The 19585-nt window shown below is 56.0% G+C and carries 15 protein-coding genes and 4 pseudogenes; 8 read left to right on the top strand and 11 right to left on the bottom strand.

Features of this window, described 5'->3' with window-relative positions; genetic code table 11:
- Nucleotides 1-3 precede the first annotated feature (3 nt).
- The 6 genes from PACILC2_RS08705 to PACILC2_RS08680 form a co-directional block, all read right to left on the bottom strand.
- Nucleotides 4-696, bottom strand: coding sequence for a sugar transferase (locus tag PACILC2_RS08705; protein ID WP_213528569.1), 693 nt, complete (start codon nt 694-696; stop codon nt 4-6).
- Nucleotides 693-1592, bottom strand: coding sequence for a UTP--glucose-1-phosphate uridylyltransferase GalU (gene galU / locus PACILC2_RS08700; RefSeq protein ID WP_213528579.1), 900 nt, complete (start codon nt 1590-1592; stop codon nt 693-695). The genes PACILC2_RS08705 and galU overlap by 4 nt, the downstream gene beginning before the upstream one ends.
- A gap of 209 nt (nt 1593-1801) precedes the next feature.
- Nucleotides 1802-2485: a CpsD/CapB family tyrosine-protein kinase gene (locus PACILC2_RS08695; protein ID WP_213528568.1), complete on the bottom strand. Its 684-nt coding sequence runs from the start codon at nt 2483-2485 to the stop codon at nt 1802-1804.
- Nucleotides 2466-3047 carry a YveK family protein gene (locus PACILC2_RS08690; protein WP_213528567.1) on the bottom strand — a complete coding sequence of 194 codons (582 nt, stop codon included), beginning with the start codon at nt 3045-3047 and terminating at the stop codon, nt 2466-2468. The genes PACILC2_RS08695 and PACILC2_RS08690 overlap by 20 nt, the downstream gene beginning before the upstream one ends.
- Nucleotides 3048-3088: 41 nt before the next feature.
- A complete protein-coding gene (locus tag PACILC2_RS08685; protein WP_213528566.1) occupies nt 3089-3226 on the bottom strand; it encodes a hypothetical protein in 138 nt (45 codons plus the stop codon).
- Nucleotides 3227-3258: 32 nt separating this feature from the next.
- Nucleotides 3259-3681, bottom strand: coding sequence for a hypothetical protein (locus PACILC2_RS08680; protein ID WP_062495509.1), 423 nt, complete (start codon nt 3679-3681; stop codon nt 3259-3261).
- A 241-nt stretch (nt 3682-3922) separates the two neighbouring features.
- Here PACILC2_RS08680 and PACILC2_RS08675 point away from each other — a divergent pair.
- Both PACILC2_RS08675 and PACILC2_RS08670 read left to right on the top strand, forming a co-directional pair.
- A pseudogene (locus PACILC2_RS08675) lies at nt 3923-4290 on the top strand (helix-turn-helix domain-containing protein).
- A 260-nt stretch (nt 4291-4550) separates the two neighbouring features.
- A complete protein-coding gene (locus PACILC2_RS08670; RefSeq protein WP_213528565.1) occupies nt 4551-4727 on the top strand; it encodes a hypothetical protein in 177 nt (58 codons plus the stop codon).
- Nucleotides 4728-4869: 142 nt separating this feature from the next.
- Here PACILC2_RS08670 and gltB read toward each other — a convergent pair.
- Nucleotides 4870-9473, bottom strand: a pseudogene (gene gltB / locus PACILC2_RS08665) (glutamate synthase large subunit).
- A gap of 265 nt (nt 9474-9738) precedes the next feature.
- Here gltB and PACILC2_RS08660 point away from each other — a divergent pair.
- Entirely contained in the window at nt 9739-11094 is a 1356-nt protein-coding gene (locus PACILC2_RS08660) for a stalk domain-containing protein (RefSeq protein WP_213528564.1), read from the top strand.
- A gap of 2 nt (nt 11095-11096) precedes the next feature.
- Here the strand turns inward: PACILC2_RS08660 and kapB are convergent, their stop codons facing one another.
- Nucleotides 11097-11486, bottom strand: coding sequence for a sporulation phosphorelay system protein KapB (gene kapB, locus PACILC2_RS08655; protein WP_213528563.1), 390 nt, complete (start codon nt 11484-11486; stop codon nt 11097-11099).
- A 169-nt stretch (nt 11487-11655) separates the two neighbouring features.
- On the opposite strand from kapB, the gene PACILC2_RS08650 reads away from it, so the two are divergent.
- Both PACILC2_RS08650 and PACILC2_RS08645 read left to right on the top strand, forming a co-directional pair.
- Entirely contained in the window at nt 11656-12771 is a 1116-nt protein-coding gene (locus tag PACILC2_RS08650; RefSeq protein WP_213528562.1) for an MGDG synthase family glycosyltransferase, read from the top strand.
- 94 nt (nt 12772-12865) lie between these two features.
- Complete coding sequence (locus PACILC2_RS08645) at nt 12866-14281, top strand: NAD-dependent malic enzyme (RefSeq protein ID WP_062497220.1); 1416 nt, start codon at nt 12866-12868, stop codon at nt 14279-14281.
- Nucleotides 14282-14290: 9 nt separating this feature from the next.
- Here PACILC2_RS08645 and PACILC2_RS08640 read toward each other — a convergent pair whose 3' ends face one another.
- Nucleotides 14291-15073, bottom strand: coding sequence for an SH3 domain-containing C40 family peptidase (locus PACILC2_RS08640; protein ID WP_062495520.1), 783 nt, complete (start codon nt 15071-15073; stop codon nt 14291-14293).
- 533 nt (nt 15074-15606) lie between these two features.
- The gene (locus PACILC2_RS08635; protein ID WP_062495523.1) at nt 15607-16365 is read right to left on the bottom strand and encodes an SDR family oxidoreductase; all 759 of its coding nucleotides are present in this window, start codon (nt 16363-16365) and stop codon (nt 15607-15609) included.
- Nucleotides 16366-16538: 173 nt separating this feature from the next.
- On the opposite strand from PACILC2_RS08635, the gene PACILC2_RS08630 reads away from it, so the two are divergent.
- Nucleotides 16539-17150 carry a TetR/AcrR family transcriptional regulator gene (locus tag PACILC2_RS08630; protein WP_062495525.1) on the top strand — a complete coding sequence of 204 codons (612 nt, stop codon included), beginning with the start codon at nt 16539-16541 and terminating at the stop codon, nt 17148-17150.
- A 28-nt stretch (nt 17151-17178) separates the two neighbouring features.
- Here the strand turns inward: PACILC2_RS08630 and PACILC2_RS08625 are convergent, their stop codons facing one another.
- A complete protein-coding gene (locus PACILC2_RS08625) occupies nt 17179-17706 on the bottom strand; it encodes a PadR family transcriptional regulator (RefSeq protein ID WP_213528561.1) in 528 nt (175 codons plus the stop codon).
- 220 nt (nt 17707-17926) lie between these two features.
- On the opposite strand from PACILC2_RS08625, the pseudogene PACILC2_RS08620 reads away from it, so the two are divergent.
- Both PACILC2_RS08620 and PACILC2_RS08615 read left to right on the top strand, forming a co-directional pair.
- Nucleotides 17927-19157 (top strand): annotated as a pseudogene (locus PACILC2_RS08620) (cytochrome P450).
- Between the two features lie 101 nt (nt 19158-19258).
- Nucleotides 19259-19585 (top strand): annotated as a pseudogene (locus PACILC2_RS08615) (hypothetical protein); the annotation flags it as partial.

Genomic DNA, 19585 nt, shown 5'->3' with positions numbered 1-19585 from the left:
TTTTTAAAATGCGTCATTGGAGCCGAACAGCACCTTGACCGTTTTCAGCAAAATTTTGAAATCGAGCCACAAGCTTCGCGATTCGATATATTTCAGATCGAGCTCCACCATTTCCGCGAAGCTGAGACGGTTTCTTCCCCCGACCTGCCAAAGTCCGGTACATCCGGGCGTAACGGCCAGACGCAGCCGGTCGCGGTAACTGTACTCAGCCACCTCGCGCGGCAGCGGCGGTCTCGGTCCGACAAGGCTCATGTCCCCTTTCAACACGTTCACCAGCTGGGGCAGCTCGTCGATGCTCGTTCGGCGAATGAAGCGGCCGACGCGCGTAATCCGGGGATCGTTCCTCATCTTGAACATCGCGCCGCTGATTTCATTCTGTTCCAGCAGCTGCTGAAGCTGTTCCTCCGCATCCGCGACCATGGAGCGGAATTTGTACATGCGGAAAGGTTTGCCGTTCTTGCCGACACGGACCTGACGGAAAAGAATGCTGCCTTTCGGGTCCTCGAGCTTGATCCATAGCGCAATGACAACAAATAAAGGAGACAGAAGGATGATGCCGCTACAAGCGCCGACGATATCGATCGATCTTTTGCAGAACCGGTATACGGTCAACCGGGCCGAAACAGATGCGCTTCCCGTATGTATTTCGCCTGCCGTCAAAACGGCTTCCCTGTCGTTGGGATGAGTCAGACTCATCGCAGCCCACCTCTTACGGAAATCGTGGATACGACTCTTTCCTTGTTCAACCGCTGATCAAGCGCCGACAGCAGCTGGTCGCGCAGCTCTTCGTTGCGCAGCGCAAAGTCAAGCGTCGTAAGGATAAATCCGAGCTTCTCGCCGACATCGTAGCGGGTGCCTTCAAATTCGTAAGCATAGACTCCGCGGTCTTCATTCAATTGCTGGATGGCGTCGGTCAGCTGCACCTCATCGCCGGCTCCAGGCTTCATCGCGCTCAAGTAATCGAAAATTTCGGGCTCCAGCACGTAGCGTCCCATAATGGCGAGATTGGAAGGAGCTTCGCCGACGGCCGGTTTTTCCACAAACCGATTCACTTCGACAAGACGGCCGTCGATCAGCAGCGGGTCGATAATGCCGTAGCGATAGGTCTGCTCGGACGGCACCTGCTGCACGCCGATGACCGATCGCCCGACCTTCCCGAATTGCTCGATCAGTTGCCGGGTACAAGGAATTTCCGCCTGCACAATGTCGTCTCCGAGAAGGACGGCGAACGGCTCCTGGCCGATAAAGTTGCGGGCGCACCATACGGCATGGCCAAGTCCTTTCGCTTCTTTCTGTCTGATATAGTGGATGTCTACATGCGAGGAGCGGCGAACCTCCCGGAGCAGCTCGTATTTCCCTTTCTCGTGAAGCGTATGCTCGAGCTCGAACGCCACGTCGAAGTGGTCCTCGATCGCCCGTTTACCTTTGCCCGTTACGATAATGATGTCCTCGATGCCGGATTCGATCGCTTCCTCCACGATGTACTGAATGGTCGGCTTGTCGACGATCGGGAGCATTTCTTTGGGCATCGCCTTCGTGGCAGGCAAGAAACGGGTTCCCAGTCCGGCTGCCGGGATGATCGCCTTACGGATTTTTTCATTTCTCTCACCCTATTCTTTATACTTAAAAACGCCAGTTATGAAGTCTTCTGCGGAAGACGGCATAACTGGCGTTTTTATCGGGCATTCAACCCTCCCTCACGTCACACCCTCGACGATAAACGTCTAAGGTCGGCAAACCCACAGCGTGACCGAGTGCCTACAGTGATAAAGGTACAGTAGACTTTACCTGCGCGAAGCCGCTACTTCGAGCCGTAGTAACGGATGAATTGCGCGTTCTCGTTTCGTTTAATCCTATTTAAGACGACACCGAGAATACGGGCCTTCGCATGCTCCAGGCCGGCTTTCGCCTTCCGGACCATATCGCTTTTCACTTTGCCCGCCTGTACGACCATAATGACGCCGTCGCTTAATGAAGAAACGATCAAGCTGTCCGGCACGGCAAGTACAGGGGGGGTATCCAATAAAATGATGTCGTACCGGCTGCGGATGTCCTTCATGATCGCCCGCATCCGCTGCGAGCCGAGCAGTTCGGACGGATTCGGCGGCACCGGCCCCGAGGGAATGACCGATAAATGATCGATCCGGGTTTCGACCGTCACTTCCGGCAGCGCGCATTGTCCGGCGATCAGATTCGAGAGCCCGACCCGGTTGCTGGTGACGAATACGTTGTGCAGCGTCGGTTTTCGCAAATCCGCATCGATAAGCAGCACGTTCTTCCCTTCGTGCGCATACGTGACGGCCAGATTGGAAATCGTCGTCGTCTTGCCTTCTCCGCTTTGCGCCGAAGCGCACATGATGACCTGCACCGGATGATCGATGGAGGAGAATTGAATATTGGTCCGAAGCGTCCGGTAAGCTTCCGAAATCGGGGAGTTCGGGTTGACGAATGTCACCAGATTGGCTTCACTGTTTTGCCGGGACATAACCGGGATCACCTACTTGCTGATTAGTAGAAGAAGCTGTCGATTTTTTGGCCTTCAAGTCGCCCCTGTCAAATCGGGGAATGAACGCAATCGCGGGAAGCCCGAGCAATTGCTCGATATCGGCTTCGTTCTTGATCGTATCGTCCAAATAATCGATAAAGAGCGCGACGCCGATCGCGATGCCAAGCGAGACCAGGAAGCTGATCACGATGCTGAATATCGGACTGCTGTTTACGGGAACTGGGGTGACGCCGTCCACCTTCGCTTCATCGAGTACGGTGACATTATCGACATTCATAATTTGGGATATGTTTTCCTGGAAAACTTTGGCCACGGCATTCACCGCTTGGGCAGCCCGCTCATAGGATACGCTCGTCATCGTCAAGTTCATCACTTGCGAATCATTCGCCGCACTGACACGTATGGCCGAAGACAACTGCTCGGAGGTAAGCCCGAGTTCGGGATGAGAAGAGGCGACGATGTCCATAATGGCCGACGACTTGATGATTTCGATGTAGGTTTTAATCAGGGTAATGTTCGAGCGAATTTGAGTAAGATCCATATATCGGACACCGTTTGCCGCCTCGACAGACTGATTGACGATCAGCCTGGACGAAGCCTGATACACCGGTACGGTAAAAAATAGCTTTTAACGCCGACGGCGATGCAGGTTAAGGTGACGATGACGGCAATCATCCATTTTCTGTTCCAGATCATTTTGAAATACGCTTTGAGTTCCACAAATCGATCCTCCCGTTACCGTTTCAATTTCGTCACCGGCTCATCCGGCGGTACATCTGGTGTATCCGGGCTTGGCGAGGCGACTGCCGAATCAACGTCTCGTTCAGGAGTCTGACAAGAGCAAGCTTCGATAATGACAAGTCGACAAACAGCAAGTCGTACAGATACAGATTTTCTTGCTTTTTGCGTGATATGACCTGGCCGCCGGCCTGAATCGGCTGTCCGGAAAGCGAGAGACAGATTTGCAGCTTATAATCGCGGGACACGGGAAACCGCAAGTAAGTCAAAAAACTCAGGCCGTCGGGAGCAATCTTGTGAATTAAAACTTTGCAGCATTTCGCCGTCACCGGTTCGCCTTTCACTTCCCGGATTGTCAGATCGGCAAGCTTCGTATCGGTCAGCCTTAACCGAACAGTCTCACGGCCGGAGTCCGTTTTTCGTCTATAAACGGTCATGTTTCACCTCCAGGCGGGGTTATCCGACAATATGTCTAAAAACGAACGTTCGGGCATATAATAATAAAGACATCTTCCGATACAATTTGTATCTTCGGCACTTCCAACTTTACGATACAAAACGTAACATGTCAAGAGATTTTCATACTCGTTTTCAAGAATTGCGACGTTTTGTTGCAAACAATGCATTAAAAGCGTTTCCGTATTAATATTGGATATATAGAAAGTTAGGAGGAGAAGGATGGACATCGGTACTCGTATCGCGAAGTTGAGGGAGCAACGGAAATGGACCCAAGAGCAGACCGCAACACTGCTCGGAATATCCAGAGCCGCATTGTCCCACTACGAAAAAACCGGAGAGAGCCGGATACGGAAACTTTGGCTAAGTTCGCGGATTTGTACGGTGTAACCATAGATTATTTGGTTGGTCGAACGAATAATCCAAACTCCGTCCTTCATGAAGATGTGAAAGAATTTGTCGATCAGCTCGAGCTGTCCGACGACGAATTGTTAAACAAATTCACACTCACTGTAGACGGAAGGCAATTGACGCGCGATGAAGCCCGGCGTTTCATCGCATTCATACGCGCCGAACGGATGATGAATTAGTCAAGTTTCTACTCTCCGTTGGACGAGGCAACCACAAGCCATTATTCATAATAGCAGCCCGCCTGTTTGGCGGGCTTTATTTTTCGCAACTCGGAATTAACATGCGACTTTAGTCGCAATTCGACAAAAACAGAACAATAAATTAAATATAGTCCCTCACAGTACGACAGAATTCTTAAAAATCGTCCGGTATAATGGGATTATTGTTTCCAAAGAATAACAGCCCATGGAAATAGCAAATGTAGGAGTGGGATCGAGCTTTGAAGAAAAATGACGGAACGAAAAAAGACGAGAACAGAAAAGCCGAGCTTCGCCTGAGTCCGAAGTCGCGGAAACTTGATATCCGAGATGTGCTGATGCAAATCGGCATTCCGGAGGACAGATGGCCTGAAGAATGGTTTTCCCAGCCGAGCGACCGCGCGAAGCGGAAAGTTTGATGACCGCCGGGAGCGTGCCGCGAGCACGACGCGGTCTTGTTGATTGTTCGACACCCCCTCTGATCTATCGCTATCATTATTACAAAAAGAGGTCTCCGCCACCATGCCCGGTGTCCGGAGACCTCTTCCTTATATCGTTCAATCAATTTCCGCCAATGCGCGCCAGTTCCTTCATATTGGCTTCGAAAGCGGCGAGCAGGGCTTCCTGGCCTTGAAGACCGGCATCTTCCACCTTGCGGATCTGTTCGAGCATCCGTTTGTAATCCTTCGGAATGACTTTCACGAACTGCCGCAGGGCAACGTCCCAATTGTCCAGCACCCGCATGCCCGGAACGCTTCCCGTATAGGAAACATGGCGTTCGATCATCTGGCGCAGTTCCTGGATGTCGCGTTCGTCTTCCAGCCGCTCCAGCAGCACCATCTCGATGTTGCAACGGCGGTAGAAGTCGCCCGCTTCGTCCAGTACGTAGGCGATGCCGCCGGACATGCCTGCCGCGAAGTTGCGTCCGGTACGGCCGAGGATGACCACGCGTCCGCCGGTCATATATTCGCAGCCATGATCGCCGACGCCCTCGACAACGACCTTCGCGCCGCTGTTCCGGACCGCGAAACGCTCGCCCGCGATGCCGCGGATATACGCTTCGCCGCTCGTCGCGCCGTAGAATGCCGTATTGCCGATAATGACGTTCTCTTCCGCTGCGAACGTCGCCTTCGGCGAGGGCGCAACAATCAGCTTGCCGCCGGACAGGCCTTTGCCGATATAGTCGTTGGTGTCGCCTTCAACCGACAGCGTAATTCCGCTTGGCAGGAACGCTCCGAAGCTCTGTCCGGCCGTGCCGACGAAGTGGAAGCGGATCGTATCTTCCGGCAATCCTTTCGCCCCGTACCGGCGGGTAACTTCGCTGCCGAGAATCGTGCCGACAACCCGGTTGACGTTCGTAATCGGCAATGTCGCCTCGACGCGTTCGCCGTTTTCCAGCGCTTTGCGCGCAAGCGGCAGCAGCTTCTCCATGTCGAGGGACTGCTCCAGCCCGTGATTCTGCTCCCGCACGCTGCGGCGCGGCGCATCGGCCGGCACGTCCGGCACATGCAGAATCGGGCTGAGGTCGAGCCCTTTCGCTTTGTAATGGTCGATAAGCTGCTTCGTTTCGAGCAGATCGACCCTGCCGATCATCTCGTTCAACGTCCGGAAGCCGAGCTCCGCCATCACTTCGCGCAGCTCTTGCGCAATAAACCGCATATAGTTGACAACATGGGCCGGATCGCCCATAAACTTCTTGCGCAGCTCCGGATTTTGCGTTGCGACGCCGACCGGACAAGTATCCAGCTGGCATACCCGCATCATCACGCAGCCGAGCACGATCAGCGGAGCGGTCGAGAAGCCGTATTCTTCCGCGCCCAGCAGAGCGGCGATCGCGACATCGCGTCCGGTCATCATTTTGCCGTCCGTCTCGAGGACGACGCGGTCGCGCAAATTGTTGAGCATCAGCGTCTGATGCGTCTCGGCCAAGCCGAGCTCCCACGGCAGGCCCGCGTGACGAATCGAGGCCATCGGAGAAGCACCCGTACCGCCGTCGTAGCCGCTGATCACGATGACGTCGGCGCGCCCTTTGGCTACGCCGGCCGCGATCGTGCCGACGCCGACCTCGGATACGAGCTTGACGTTGATGCGGGCCTTCGGATTCGCATTCTTCAGATCGTGAATCAGCTCCGCCAAATCCTCGATCGAATAAATATCGTGATGCGGCGGCGGCGAGATGAGCCCGACGCCCGGCGTCGAACCGCGCACCTCGGCTACCCACGGGTACACCTTGCGGCCCGGCAGTTGTCCGCCTTCGCCCGGCTTCGCGCCCTGCGCCATCTTGATCTGAATTTCATCCGCATTCACCAAATAATTGCTCGTGACGCCGAAACGACCGGAAGCGACCTGCTTGATGGCGCTGCGGCGGGAATCGCCGTTCTCGTCCGGCACGAAGCGCGCCGGGTCTTCCCCGCCCTCGCCCGTATTCGACTTGCCGCCGAGTCGGTTCATCGCGATCGCGAGGCTTTCGTGCGCTTCCTTGCTGATCGAACCGAAGGACATCGCCCCGGTCTTGAAGCGTTTGACGATCGATTCGACCGGTTCGACCTCTTCGATCGGCACCGGCTGGCGTCCTTTCTTGAACGTCAATAGCGAGCGCAGCGTCAGATGCTTCTTGTCCTCGCCCTGCACAAGCGCCGAAAACTTCTTGTACAGCTTGTAATCGTTGGCGCGCGCGCCATCTGCAGCGTATGGATCGTCTGCGGGGTGAACAGATGGTCCTCCCCGTCATTGCGCCACTGATACTCGCCGCCGGAGTCGAGCTCCATATCTTTGCCGTCCTGCTCGGCGAAGGCGCGGTAATGATGCTTGAGCGTCTCTTCGGCGATGACGTCGAGGCCGATGCCGCCGATGCGGGACGGCGTCCAGGTAAAGTACTTGTCGATCAGTTCCTGGCTCAAGCCGACCGCTTCGAAGATTTGCGCGCCGCGGTACGACTGAATGGTCGAGATGCCCATTTTGGACAATATTTTGACGACGCCTTTCGTGGCCGCCTTGATATAGTTTTTGACCGCTTTCTCATGCGAAACGCCGCGAAGCATACCTTCTCTGATCATGTCGTCGAGCGTTTCGAACGCCAGATACGGATTGATTGCGCTCGCGCCGTATCCGAGCAGCAGCGCGAAGTGATGCACTTCCCGCGGTTCGCCCGATTCCAGCAGCAGGCTGACCTTCGTCCGCGTGCCCTGGCGGATCAGATGGTGATGCAGCGCCGATACGGCAAGCAGCGCCGGAATTGCCGCATTGTCCTTGTCGACTCCGCGGTCGGACAGAATGATGAGGTTGTGCCCTTTGGCAATGACCCGGTCCGCCGCTTCGCACATTTGATTCAGCGCGAAGCGCAAGCCTTCCTCGCCGTCCGCCGCCGCGAAGAAGATCGGCAGCGTGATCGCCTTGAAGCCCGGGCGGCGCACATGCCGCAGCTTGGCGAATTCCTCGTTGGACAGAATCGGCGTCGCCAGCTTGATATGGCGGCAGCTCTCCGGCTCCGGCTGCAGCAGGTTGCGCTCCGGCCCGATCGTCGTGCCGGTCGACGTGACGAGCTCCTCGCGAATGGCGTCGATCGGAGGGTTCGTCACTTGCGCGAACAGCTGCTTGAAGTAGTTGTACAGCCGCTGCGGCCGCTTCGACAATACGGCGAGCGGCGCGTCGTAGCCCATCGAACCGATCGGCTCGACGCCGCTTCCGGCCATCGGCTCCAGCACTTTGCGCAAATCCTCGAACGTATAGCCGAACGCCAGCTGGCGCTGCCGCACCGTCTCATGATTCGGTTCCGGAAGCTCCGGCGCATCCGGCAATTCATCCAGTCCGATCAGATGCTCGTCAAGCCACTCGCGGTACGGATGCTCGCTGACAATTTGCGCCTTCAGCTCCTCGTCCGATACGATGCGCCCTTCTTTCGTGTCGACGAGCAGCATCCGTCCCGGACGGAGACGGTCCTTGTACAGAATGTTTTCCGGCGGAATATCGACCGCGCCCGCCTCCGAGCCGAGAATAATATGGTCGTCCTTCGTCACGTAGTATCTGGCGGGACGAAGTCCGTTGCGGTCGAGCATCGCGCCGATCTGCGTGCCGTCGGTAAAGGCCATCGCCGCAGGTCCGTCCCACGGTTCCATCAGCGTGCTGTGGTATTCGTAGAACGCCTTCTTCTCCTCGCTCATGCTCTCGTGGTTGGCCCAAGGCTCCGGCACCATCATCATCGCCGCGTGCGGCAGCGAACGGCCGGCCAGATACAGAAACTCCAGCGTATTGTCGAACATCGCCGTATCCGAGCCGTCAGGGTTGATGACCGGCAGCACTTTCATCAGATCTTCGCCGAACACTTCGCTCGCGAACAAGGTCTGGCGGGCATGCATCCAATTCACATTGCCGCGCAGCGTATTGATCTCGCCGTTGTGAATAAGATAACGGTACGGGTGAGCGCGCTCCCAGCTCGGGAACGTATTCGTGCTGAACCGGGAATGCACGAGCGCGATCGCGGTTACAACCGACTCGTCGCTCAGGTCGGTGTAGAAAGCGCGAACCTGCTCGGTCGTCAGCATCCCTTTGTACACGATCTTCTTCGAGGAAAGGCTGGCGATATAGAAGCTGTCTCCCCCCGGAGCGCCCGAATAACGGATCGCCTGCTCGGCGCGCTTGCGGATGACGTACAGCTTGCGTTCGAACGCGAGCTCCTCCGCAAGTTCCGCGGAACGGCCGATGAACACCTGGCGCACGAACGGTTTGGCTTCCTTGGCCGTGCGGCCGAGCGTGGTGTCGTCGGTCGGCACGTCGCGCCAGCCGATCAGCGTCTGGCCTTCTTCGCGAACGATCGCCTCCAGTTGGCTTTCGTGAGCGGCGCGAAGCTCCTCGTCCTGCGGCAGGAACAGCATGCCGACGGCATAGGCGCCTTCTTCCGGCAATTCAAGACCGAGTTTGCCCAGCTCCCGGGCGAAAAAGGCATGGGGAATTTGCAGCATAATGCCGGCTCCGTCGCCGGAATTCGGCTCGCTTCCCTGTCCGCCGCGATGCTCCATATTTTCCAGCAACGTCAGCGCCTGGCGGACGATCTGGTGCGACTTTCTTCCTTTAATATTGGCCACGAATCCCATCCCGCAGGCATCTTTTTCGAACTGCGGGTCGTATAAGCCTTGCTTATGCGGCAATCCCGTAAATGTCTGTTTCATCGCAGCACCTCTCTAGTTGGTAAAATTGGATATTATTCTTTAAAACCGGAACGATTCATTATAAAATGAAAATCGGATCGGAAAATCTTGCCAGACAACCCGTATCATTCCGGAATTCATAACACCCGGGACCAAGAGTCATGATCATAATTTTATCACTTCCGAAAAACGAATGGCAATTTAATATTTTTATATAGTGATAACGATTTTCTTTGGTCGGCCAGGACGCAATTCAATTCCATTATAAAACAAGGATGTGGATGCATTGAGCAGTAAATTGAGGAAAAACCGGCGCCGCGCAGTTGCTGCGGCCGCTGCCGCAATGCTGATCGGAAGCGTTCTGGCTCCCGTCCAGGCGGCGGCATCGAATGGGGCGCGGGCATCGGCAGGACTTGCGGAGCGTACGGCGGCCGAACGGCCGGCGGATTCGCTCGCCCCGCCCGTAACCGCCGCGTCCCGGCAGAACGCGGCCGAAGCCTATTCGATCGTCGCGATCGGAGACTCCTTGACGGTCGGCTTCGAGCACGGCTTTACCGAACAGTCCGTCCCTTACGGCTACGTGGAGCGAGTGTACGAGCAAGCGCTGTTTCAAGGTTTGCGGGCCGAATATGCGAATTACGGCGTCCTCGGTCTGACCAGCGCCGGTCTGCGGACATGGCTGGAAGCGGCGGCCGCGGGGGATGCCGTTGCGGCGGCCGATATCGAGGGGGCGGATAAAGATCCGCGCGCCGGGACAATTCTCGCCCATACCGGCCAGCTGGCGGAAAAGCTGAAATCCGCCGATCTGATCGTCGTCACGATCGGAGGCAACGATTTCATTCCGCTGGCGCAGCTTATAATGGAAGGCGGACGGTCCGACGTCGACGCGCTGATGGATGAGACGCTGAAACAATACGAAGCGTCGGTCGAGGCGTCGGTCCGCCTTTTGCTGGAGATGAATCCGAAAGCGTCGGTCGTCCTCGCCGATCAATATGTGCCGGTGCCGAAAATCGGCGACTATCTGGACGATTACAACAAATTGTCGGAGGAAGCCGCGAAACTCCGGGAAGCGCTTGAACGAATCGCGGACAAGGAGACAAGCGCGGGATTCCGTGTTGCGCTCGCGGATGTGGCGAAGGCATTCGACGGCAAAGCGCTCATCTACACGAGCATCGGCAGCGGCGACATGCATCCGAAGCAGCCGGGCTACGAAGCGATGGGCAAAGCGTTCGCGCAGGCGGTCTGGGGCGAGTACCGGACCGTCCGGCCGCGTCCGGCCGGCGTACCGCTCTCGATTGTCGTCGGCGGCAAAGAGCTCGACACGCCGAACAAGCCGGTCGTGAAGAACAGCCGCACGTACGTCGCGATGCGGGATATCGCCGACGCGACCGGCGCGAAGCTCGTCTGGAATTCCCGGACGCAATCGGCGACATTGACGCTGGACGGCCGCAGCGTCGTCTTCGCGATCGGCGCCGCGACCGCCCTCGTCGACGGAAAAGCCGTGCCGATCGATGCTCCCGCTTACTTGCAGAAGGTCGGGAAAGAACTGAAAACGTACTTGCCGCTGGCGGCTCTGTCCGAGGCGCTCGGCTTCCAGGTCGTCTTCCGCCCGCAAGGGAAAATCGCTTTTATTAACAAGTAAATTCAAAAACCGTAATCGCGCTGCAGCCCCTTGAGCTGCTCCAGTCCGCGCTCGGCCCATCGCTTCATCCGGTCGAGCGCGGCCAATTCCGCCTCCAGCGCCCGCTTCAATGACGCCTTGTATTCCGGCACCTCGCCGGCATAAGGCTGCGCATCCTCCATGGGCACGCTCGCCTTCTCCGTATAAGCCAGCGCGCGGCGCTCGTGAAAGAGCGGCACGTCGGGATCGAAACGGCGGTGCAGGTTGCCCTGTTCCGGATGCTTGAGCACCGCCAGTATCGAGACGACCATGCGCCGGCCGTCCGTTTCCACGACCCGGCCGATATAACGTCCCGACTTGTACTCGACTTTTACCAGTTCGCCGGGCTCCTGTATTCTGCCGCTTGCTTGCATCTTTTCATCGGCTCCTCTCGTTTACACTATGGGCGGCGTCGTTTCCGCATCGACGCTTCTGACGATTTTAGCATAATTTAAAGGAAGAACCGAACGCAAGGGCCCATTTCCGACTTGTGTTCAGGGGCGCAAGCATCGTAATATGGTATTTAGAAAAGTAGGTGAGAACATGCGTAAGAAACGAGTGCTTCTGCTATCGGAAGGGTTCGGTTCCGGTCATACCCAGGCCGCGTACGCGCTGGCCGTCGGGCTGAGGCAGCTGTCCCCCGACATTCAGACCCGAGTCATCGAGCTGGGTAAATTTCTGAATCCGGTATTGGGGCCCTGGATTGTTTCCGCGTACCGGAAGACGGTGACGAAGCAGCCCAAGCTGGTCGGCATGATGTACCGGAGCAATTATAAAAAATCGCTGAACCGGTTCGCTCAACTTGCGCTCCACCGCGTTTTTTATACGCAAACATCCCAGGTCATTTCCCAGTTGAAACCGGACTTGATCGTTTGCACCCACCCGGTTCCCAATGCGGTCGTATCAAGGCTGAAGCGGCTTGGGCTCGATATTCCTTTATATACGCTCATCACCGATTACGATGCGCACGGCACCTGGACAAGCCGGGAAGTAAACAAATATCTAGTATCGACTCCGCTAGTCCGCAATAAACTGATAAACAGGGGCATTCCCGAAAATCGGATTGAAGTGACGGGTATTCCGGTTCATCCCGATTTCTGGAAAACGTACGACAAAAACGAGATTCAAAAGCAATTCGGTCTTAAGCCGATGCCGACCGTGCTCATTATGGGCGGCGGCTGGGGAATTATATATGAAGACGAATTGCTGACTTATATGACCCGCTACCGGGAAGACATTCAGCTCATATTCTGCGTCGGCAACAATGACAAAATTCGCGAAAAAATGCTTGCCGATCCGCTGTTCATCCATCCGAACATCAAGGTGCTCGGGTTTACCCGCGAAGTCAGCAAGCTGATGGACGCCTCGGACCTGCTGATCACGAAGCCGGGCGGGATGACCTGCACCGAAGGAATGAGCAAAGGGATTCCGATGCTCTTCTACCACCCGATTCCCGGACAGGAGGAAGAGAACGCCGAATACTTCGTTCGCAACGGTTTCGGCGAGCTGCTCGACTCGACCGACACGATCGACAAATGGTTCGCGCTGATTCGCGAGCCGTACGCGGCAGGGTATTTCCGCCGGACGCTGATGTCGAAGCGCAATCAACAATACGATCCGATGCAATGTCCTCGCGCCGTCCTGCGACTGATGCAGTGACGGCTTCTTTTTCAAATTCGCAGCCGAATAACGTATGGGAATGAAGGGTAAAGTGTAGGCATACAATGCTAGATCGGAGAAGGGAGAGGGAATGATGAAGGAGCATGCGTTGGATGGCAAGACGATTATTTTGCGGCTTGAGCTCGATACGAGGCAAGCGCATTTCGGATCTGCGGCAACCGCCATCGAACGGGCGGGAGGCGATATTATCGCCATCGACGTCATCCAGACGGGACGCGAGAAGACCGTTCGCGATCTGACGGTCAAAATTGCCGAGACCGGCATGATCGCCAAGGTGAGCGATGCGCTCCGCCGGCTGCCCGGCGTCCGGCTCGTCAATGTCTCGGACCGTACGTTCCTTCTTCACCTCGGCGGCAAAATCGTCGTACAGCCGAAAGTTCCGATCCAGAACCGGGACGATCTGTCGCGGGTATATACGCCGGAAGTGGCCCGGGTGTGCGAGGCGATTCGCGAGGACGAATCCAAAGCGTATTCCCTTACGATCAAGCGCAATACGGTCGCCGTCGTCTCCGACGGCAGCGCCGTGCTCGGACTCGGCAATATCGGTCCGTATGCGGCCATGCCGGTAATGGAAGGCAAGGCGATGCTGTTCAAGCAGTTCGCCGATGTCGACGCCTTTCCGATCTGCCTGCATACGCAGGATACGGACGCCATCGTGGCCACCGTCAAGGCGATTGCGCCCGCTTTCGGCGGTATCAATCTGGAAGATATCGCGTCTCCCCGCTGCTTCGAAGTCGAAAGACGGCTGCGGGAAGAGCTCGACATCCCCGTCTTTCATGACGATCAGCACGGAACGGCGGTCGTACTGTACGCCGGTCTGCTGAATGCGCTGAAGCTGACAGGCCGCGCGATCGAAGACGCCCGCATCGTCGTGTGCGGCATCGGCGCGGCGGGAACCGCCTGCACGAAGATGCTGCTGGCCGGCGGCGCGCGCCATGTGATCGGCGTCGACAAGGAGGGCATCCTTACCGCGGACAAAACGTATTCGCATCCGATGTGGCAATGGTATGCCGAGCATACGAATCCGCAGCGCCTCTCCGGCGGACTCGCCGACGCGCTGCAAGGCGCCGATGTGTTCATCGGCCTGTCCGCCGGCGGCATTCTGACCCGCGATCATATCCGGGCGATGGCGCCGGATCCGATCGTCTTCGCGATGGCCAACCCCGAACCGGAAATTCGCCCCGAACTGGCCGAAGATCTCGTGGCCGTGTTCGCGACCGGGCGATCCGACTATCCGAACCAGATCAACAATGTGCTGTGCTTTCCCGGCATTTTCCGCGGCGCGCTCGATTGCCGGGCGAGTGAGATCAATGAGGCAATGAAGCTCGCCGCGGCCGAAGCGATCGCTTCCGTCGTCGGGGACGACGAGCTGAGCCCGATGTATATTATACCGAGCGTATTCAATCAGCACGTCGTCGAGGAAGTGCGGCGCCGCGTCGCGCTGGCCGCCTGGCAAAGCGGCGTCGCCCGCCGCAAGCCGAGGGAATGAACACTCCGCTTACAATGCGCTGCCGCCGTATAGGAAACGGTATTCCCAATGCTTTCCGACAATACTGTCGACCCGTACGCCGCCGGATTCCTTGGAATACGTATGCAATACTTTGCCGTCTCCCAGGTAAATGCCGACATGCGTAATTCTCGCCGTCGATTTGTTCACGCCCGCATAAGCCGAAGCTTTCGAGCCCCGATAAGACATGAAGAACATCAAGTCGCCCCGCTTCAGATTGCGCCAATTGGTCTTTATGCCGCCCTTGTCCTTCACATATTTGCCTTGGGAACGCGAATCGGCCGGCAGCTTGAGGCCAACGCCGTCGAGGAACGCCTGGCGGACGAAGTCCGAGCAGTCGAACGTGCGCGTATTGCTGCGGCTCGAACCGTATTCATACGGCGTGCCCAAATATTTCATGCCGGCGGCAATGACAGCTTCGACCGATTTCGACGAGGCAGACGGCTTGGACGGGGCGGGCTGGCTGCCGCCGGAAACGATAGATGTATATTTGGGTGAAGAAGAAATATAGCCGGTTTTTCCGTTTGCATCCCGCACATGGAGCCAGTATTTGTTGGTCTGGCTGATGACGCTGATCCGCTCGCCCTTCTTGAGCATCCGGATGACCTTCGCTGAAGTGGACGGGCCTGTCCGCAAATTGACTCCCCATTCGACTACAGCGGTCGCCTGGGCCGCATAGGCCGCCCCTTTTCCGATCGTTCCGACTGCTGTCAGGCTTCCGGCTACGAGCGCCGCAGCCAGCGTAACTTTGACGATGCTGCTTCTGATCCTCATGTTGGCGTATTCAACCTCCTGACGATTGGTTTCGATCGGTAACGTTACCGTGCATCCGGTCCGCGGCCGGTTGATTCGCCTACATTCTAGAATCGTATCGGCCGACCAGTCATCGACCGCTCGTCCCATCTTGCCGTCATCCCGTTTAGGCACTTAGAACCATCTGCGATATATGGAATTTCGCCTCACCGTTCAGCGTTCCGCTTGCCGGCACCTCCTCCCCGGACAACCCGAAACCGCCTGCGCCCCATGCGTTTGCGGCCTCCGCAGTCAATGACAGCCACGTCCATTTTCACGACCAATTCGCATGCAGGACCAAAGACCCATTTTCACTTTAGCCATTCATGACAGGAAACAATTACTAAAAGCAAAAATGAGAAAAAATGCGTCGATATTAAAATTTACACATCAAAATCATGTGTACTTATCCAAAGCGTAAAAAGAAAAAAATCCGCGGTTTGCGCGGATTCGATACGATATATTCAAGGCGATATATTCAAGCCGACATATTCAAGCCGGTACGATATTATCCATCAATAGGCTGTCCAACCGGCATCGGCAACAATCGTGGTGCCGTTGACGAAGCTGGAATCATCGGAAGCCAGGAACAGCGCGACCTTGGCTATCTCTTGCGGTTCGCCCACCCTCGGGTTGACGGCCATCCCGACGGACGCACGTTCCGCTCCGAACGGACTGGGCGCCGTGAGGGATGCGGCGATATTCGTATTCACGCCTCCCGGCGCAATGGCGTTGCAGCGAATGCCGAGATTCGCGTATTGAAAGCCGACATTTTTCGTGAAGCCGACGACGGCGTGTTTGGACGCGGTATAGGCGGCGCCCGCGCGCGAGCCGAACAGTCCGCCGGCCGAGGCGATGTTCACGATGACGCCCTTTTTCTTTTCCGTGAAAATGGGAAGCACCTTGCGCGTCGTCCGCATCGGACCGGTCGCGTTGACGGCGAACACTTTCTCCCACAGCTCGTCCGTCAATTCCCCGGCAGGAACGAAATTATCCATAATGCCGGCATTATTGACCAGAATATCCACCGTCCCAAAATGTTCGACCGCGCTGTCGATCAGCCGCTGAACATCCGCTTCAACGGCAACATTGGCCGCTACCGCAACGGCCGTCCCCCCTTTGGCTTCGATTCCTTTGACCACCTGATCGGCATGCTCCACATTCAAATCCGAAACGACGACCTTGGCTCCCTCCTCGGCGAAGAGCTCTGCGATCGCTTTCCCCATACCCGAGGCCGCACCTGTCACCACTGCTACTTTTCCGGAAAGCTTCATCCCTCTAACCTCCGTTTTGTGGTAAAATAAACATGTGTTCATTAACGAACACCTGTTAGGTTTAGTGTAATGAATCACGAAAGCCGGATGCAATCAATAAAAATCGTGCAAATGTCGATTACCCGACAATTCGGCATCGATTGTACATGAACTGCAAAGGATGATCGCCCGATATGCGTCAAACCGGGACCAAAACCGACCCCCGTGTCGTTCGCAGCAAAGCGGATATGCGCAAAGCACTGCTGCAGCTTATGGCCCAAAAGCCGTTTGCCGCCGTTTCCATCACCGATATCGTCAAACAGGCGAAGTATAACAGAGGGACCTTTTATGCCAATTATGCGAATAAAGAGGATCTCCTGGACGATATGATCTCCGAGACGATAAAGGATTTGCTCCGATCCTTCCGGGCGCCGTACGAAAAGGTGAATGTCTTTTACCCTCACGAGCTGCACGCGAATTCGATTATGATTTTCGATCATATTGCCCAGCACGCCGACTTCTACGCCATTGTGACCAGAAGCGACGCGCTGCCGGTGCTGAAAGAAAAAATGTTCGTTTCGCTGAAGCGAATCATAATGGAAGAGCTGGTTCACGACGACTCCGATGTCGATCCGGAATTGCTGGTCGTCTATTCGCTTCACGCGCTGCTCGGGCTGATCTTTCACTGGATTGAGAGCGGATTTGCCCATCCGCCCTCTTATATGCAAGAGCAGCTTGTAAAAATTTTGAACCATCAACCGGCAAACGCGAAGAAAGGAATCAAAACCCGGCACAGCGACCAATAAAAAAACCGGCCTTCGCCTGGCCGGTTTCTCAGTTCGATTCCATATCGGTATTGTCGGTCTTGCGGATGAGCTCGTCGATCCACAACATTTCTCCTCTCACCCGGGATAACGAATATTGCAGAACCTCGCTTCGGAACATTCCCGCATGGTCGTCCTTCCGCTTCTCAATATCCGCCAACTGGGCTTCGAGATGACGCTTTCTCATATTCAATATTCGAAGCCGGTTTTCCCGGGAAATTCGGTCAAACAACGACACCCGTATCATGAACTCGATGTAATGCTTGGCCTCTTTTTCCGTAAACGCATTGACAAGCTCCACGATTTTCTCTTTCCCTGCGGCCGTGATTTCGTACACATACTGATTCGGTCTGCCTTCCTGCTCGATCCGTTTTCGGCTTACAGCCCCCTCTTCCGTAAAACGGCGCAATGCCGGATATAACAGATTGTGGTTCACGTCCATTAAATACCCGAGGTCCTTCTGGATTTCTTTTTTAATTTCATATCCGTGTTTGGGGGCTTTTTCGATCTGAATTAATATGAGTAGGTCCATATACATGATTGCTGCCCCCTCGTCTGTTTTGGCGGTTGCACCGGTTTATCTACCGTAAGCATACCAACTCCCTGTTCGCTCTTCAACCGAAATTCGACAGGAAGGGGCGGAAGCAATGCCTTTGGACATGGGTCATAAGGAAGTCGTTTCCATCCGCTTAATATGTTAAATTAACATATGATAACGTAACGATATCGTTGCGATAATCGACCGGGAGGGATGCGAGTTGCAAAACGAAATTATTTCCTTAGCCGAAATCACCCAGTTCGGTTCACCGTCCGAAGAATTCAACCCCTATGATTGGTACAGGCACAAATTGGAAAACGAGCCGATCAGCTACCACGAGGCGACCGACACCTGGAATGTGTTTCGGTACGAAGATGTCAAAAGAGTGCTCAGCGATCACGAATACTTCTCCAGCGTGCGAACGCGCACGACGATCAGCGTAGGGGCCGACAACGACGAAGGGCGCCATATGAGCAAAATCAATCTGAGTTCCGACCCTCCGGAGCACCAAAAAGCCGTTCGCTGATTGCCGCCGCCTTTACCCCTCGCAGCCTGAAACTGTGGGAGCCGCGAATTCAGGAAATTGCAAGCCAGCTGCTGAAGGAGATGGAAGACGCGCCGGTGATCGATGTCGTCAAGGATTTTACCGGTGCGCTGCCGACGATCGTTATCGCCGATCTGCTCGGCGTTCCTTCGGAAGACCGGCTGTTGTTTAAACAATGGGTAGACCATTTGTTTCTGCCGCTGCCCAAGGACAATGCGGAAGACGTAAATGAGCTGAAGCGCCGCGCCGCCAAAGAATACTACGACTACCTCTTTCCTCATATTGTGCGGAAAAGATCGAATCTGACGGACGACATCATCTCGGACCTGATCCGGGTTGAGGTTGACGGAGAACGATTGTCCGACGACGAGATCGTCAGAACCACCATGTTTCTTCTCGGAGCCGGCATTGAAACGACGAGCCATCTGCTGGCCAACACGTTCTACTCCTTCCTGTACGATGACACCAGTATTTATTCGGAAGTCCGGGCGAGCCGGGAGTTGCTTCCCAACACGGTGGAGGAGATGTTGCGCTATCGGTTCCATATCGCCAAAATGGATCGAACCGTCAAACAGGACAATCGCGTGCTCGGCGTACATTTAAAAAAGGCGATGTCGTCGTCGCCTGGATGAGCGCCGCGAATATGGATAAAGAGGTGTTTGAAGATCCTTTTACCTTGAACATTCATCGTCCCAACAATAAGAAACATCTGACCTTCGGGATCGGCCCTCACTTCTGTTTGGGCGCGCCGCTGGCCCGGTTGGAGGCAAATATCGGCATCGGTATGTTCATGGATCAATTTCAACAAATCGAGCCGGTTCCCGGCTTTCAGCTGGAAGAGAACCTGACGCCGTCCGCGGCCGGCCAAATGCTGACTCAGCTGCCTCTCCGCGTGCATCAGGCGTAAAGGTCGAAAGGCCGTGTACCGCCATAGTCCCCTCCGTACGCGGCTGTCCGTGGTACAGCTGGGCGGGCGAGTCTCCACGGCCGGGCGGGCGGGTTCGTCCATTGTACGTGGCACAGCTGGGCGAGCGAGATGTCCGCGGCCGGGTGGACGAGATCGTCCGCTGTACGTGGCACAGCTGGGCGAGCGAGATGTCCGCGGCTGGGGGGACTCTCGTTAGCGGGCGCACCCGCGCCAGAAGTTATCCGGTCGAACTGCGCGACGGCAAAATCGGCATCGCGATGAATGCCGAAGCGGGAGTGCGGCGTATGCGACAGGTTGGCCCGGAGCCGCCGCGTGACGGTATCATCCGCCCGACTGCAGTCGGACAACAGCCCCTGCACCTGTTCACTGCCGTTCTCATTCGTTTTAAATTAACGAATCCTGCAAAA

Source organism: Paenibacillus cisolokensis, assembly GCF_018403665.1.
Taxonomy (GTDB): Bacteria; Bacillota; Bacilli; order Paenibacillales; family Paenibacillaceae; genus Paenibacillus_AH; species Paenibacillus_AH cisolokensis.
The sequence above is the reverse complement of the archived record's forward strand: the minus strand, read 5'-3'. Positions and strand labels throughout refer to the sequence as shown.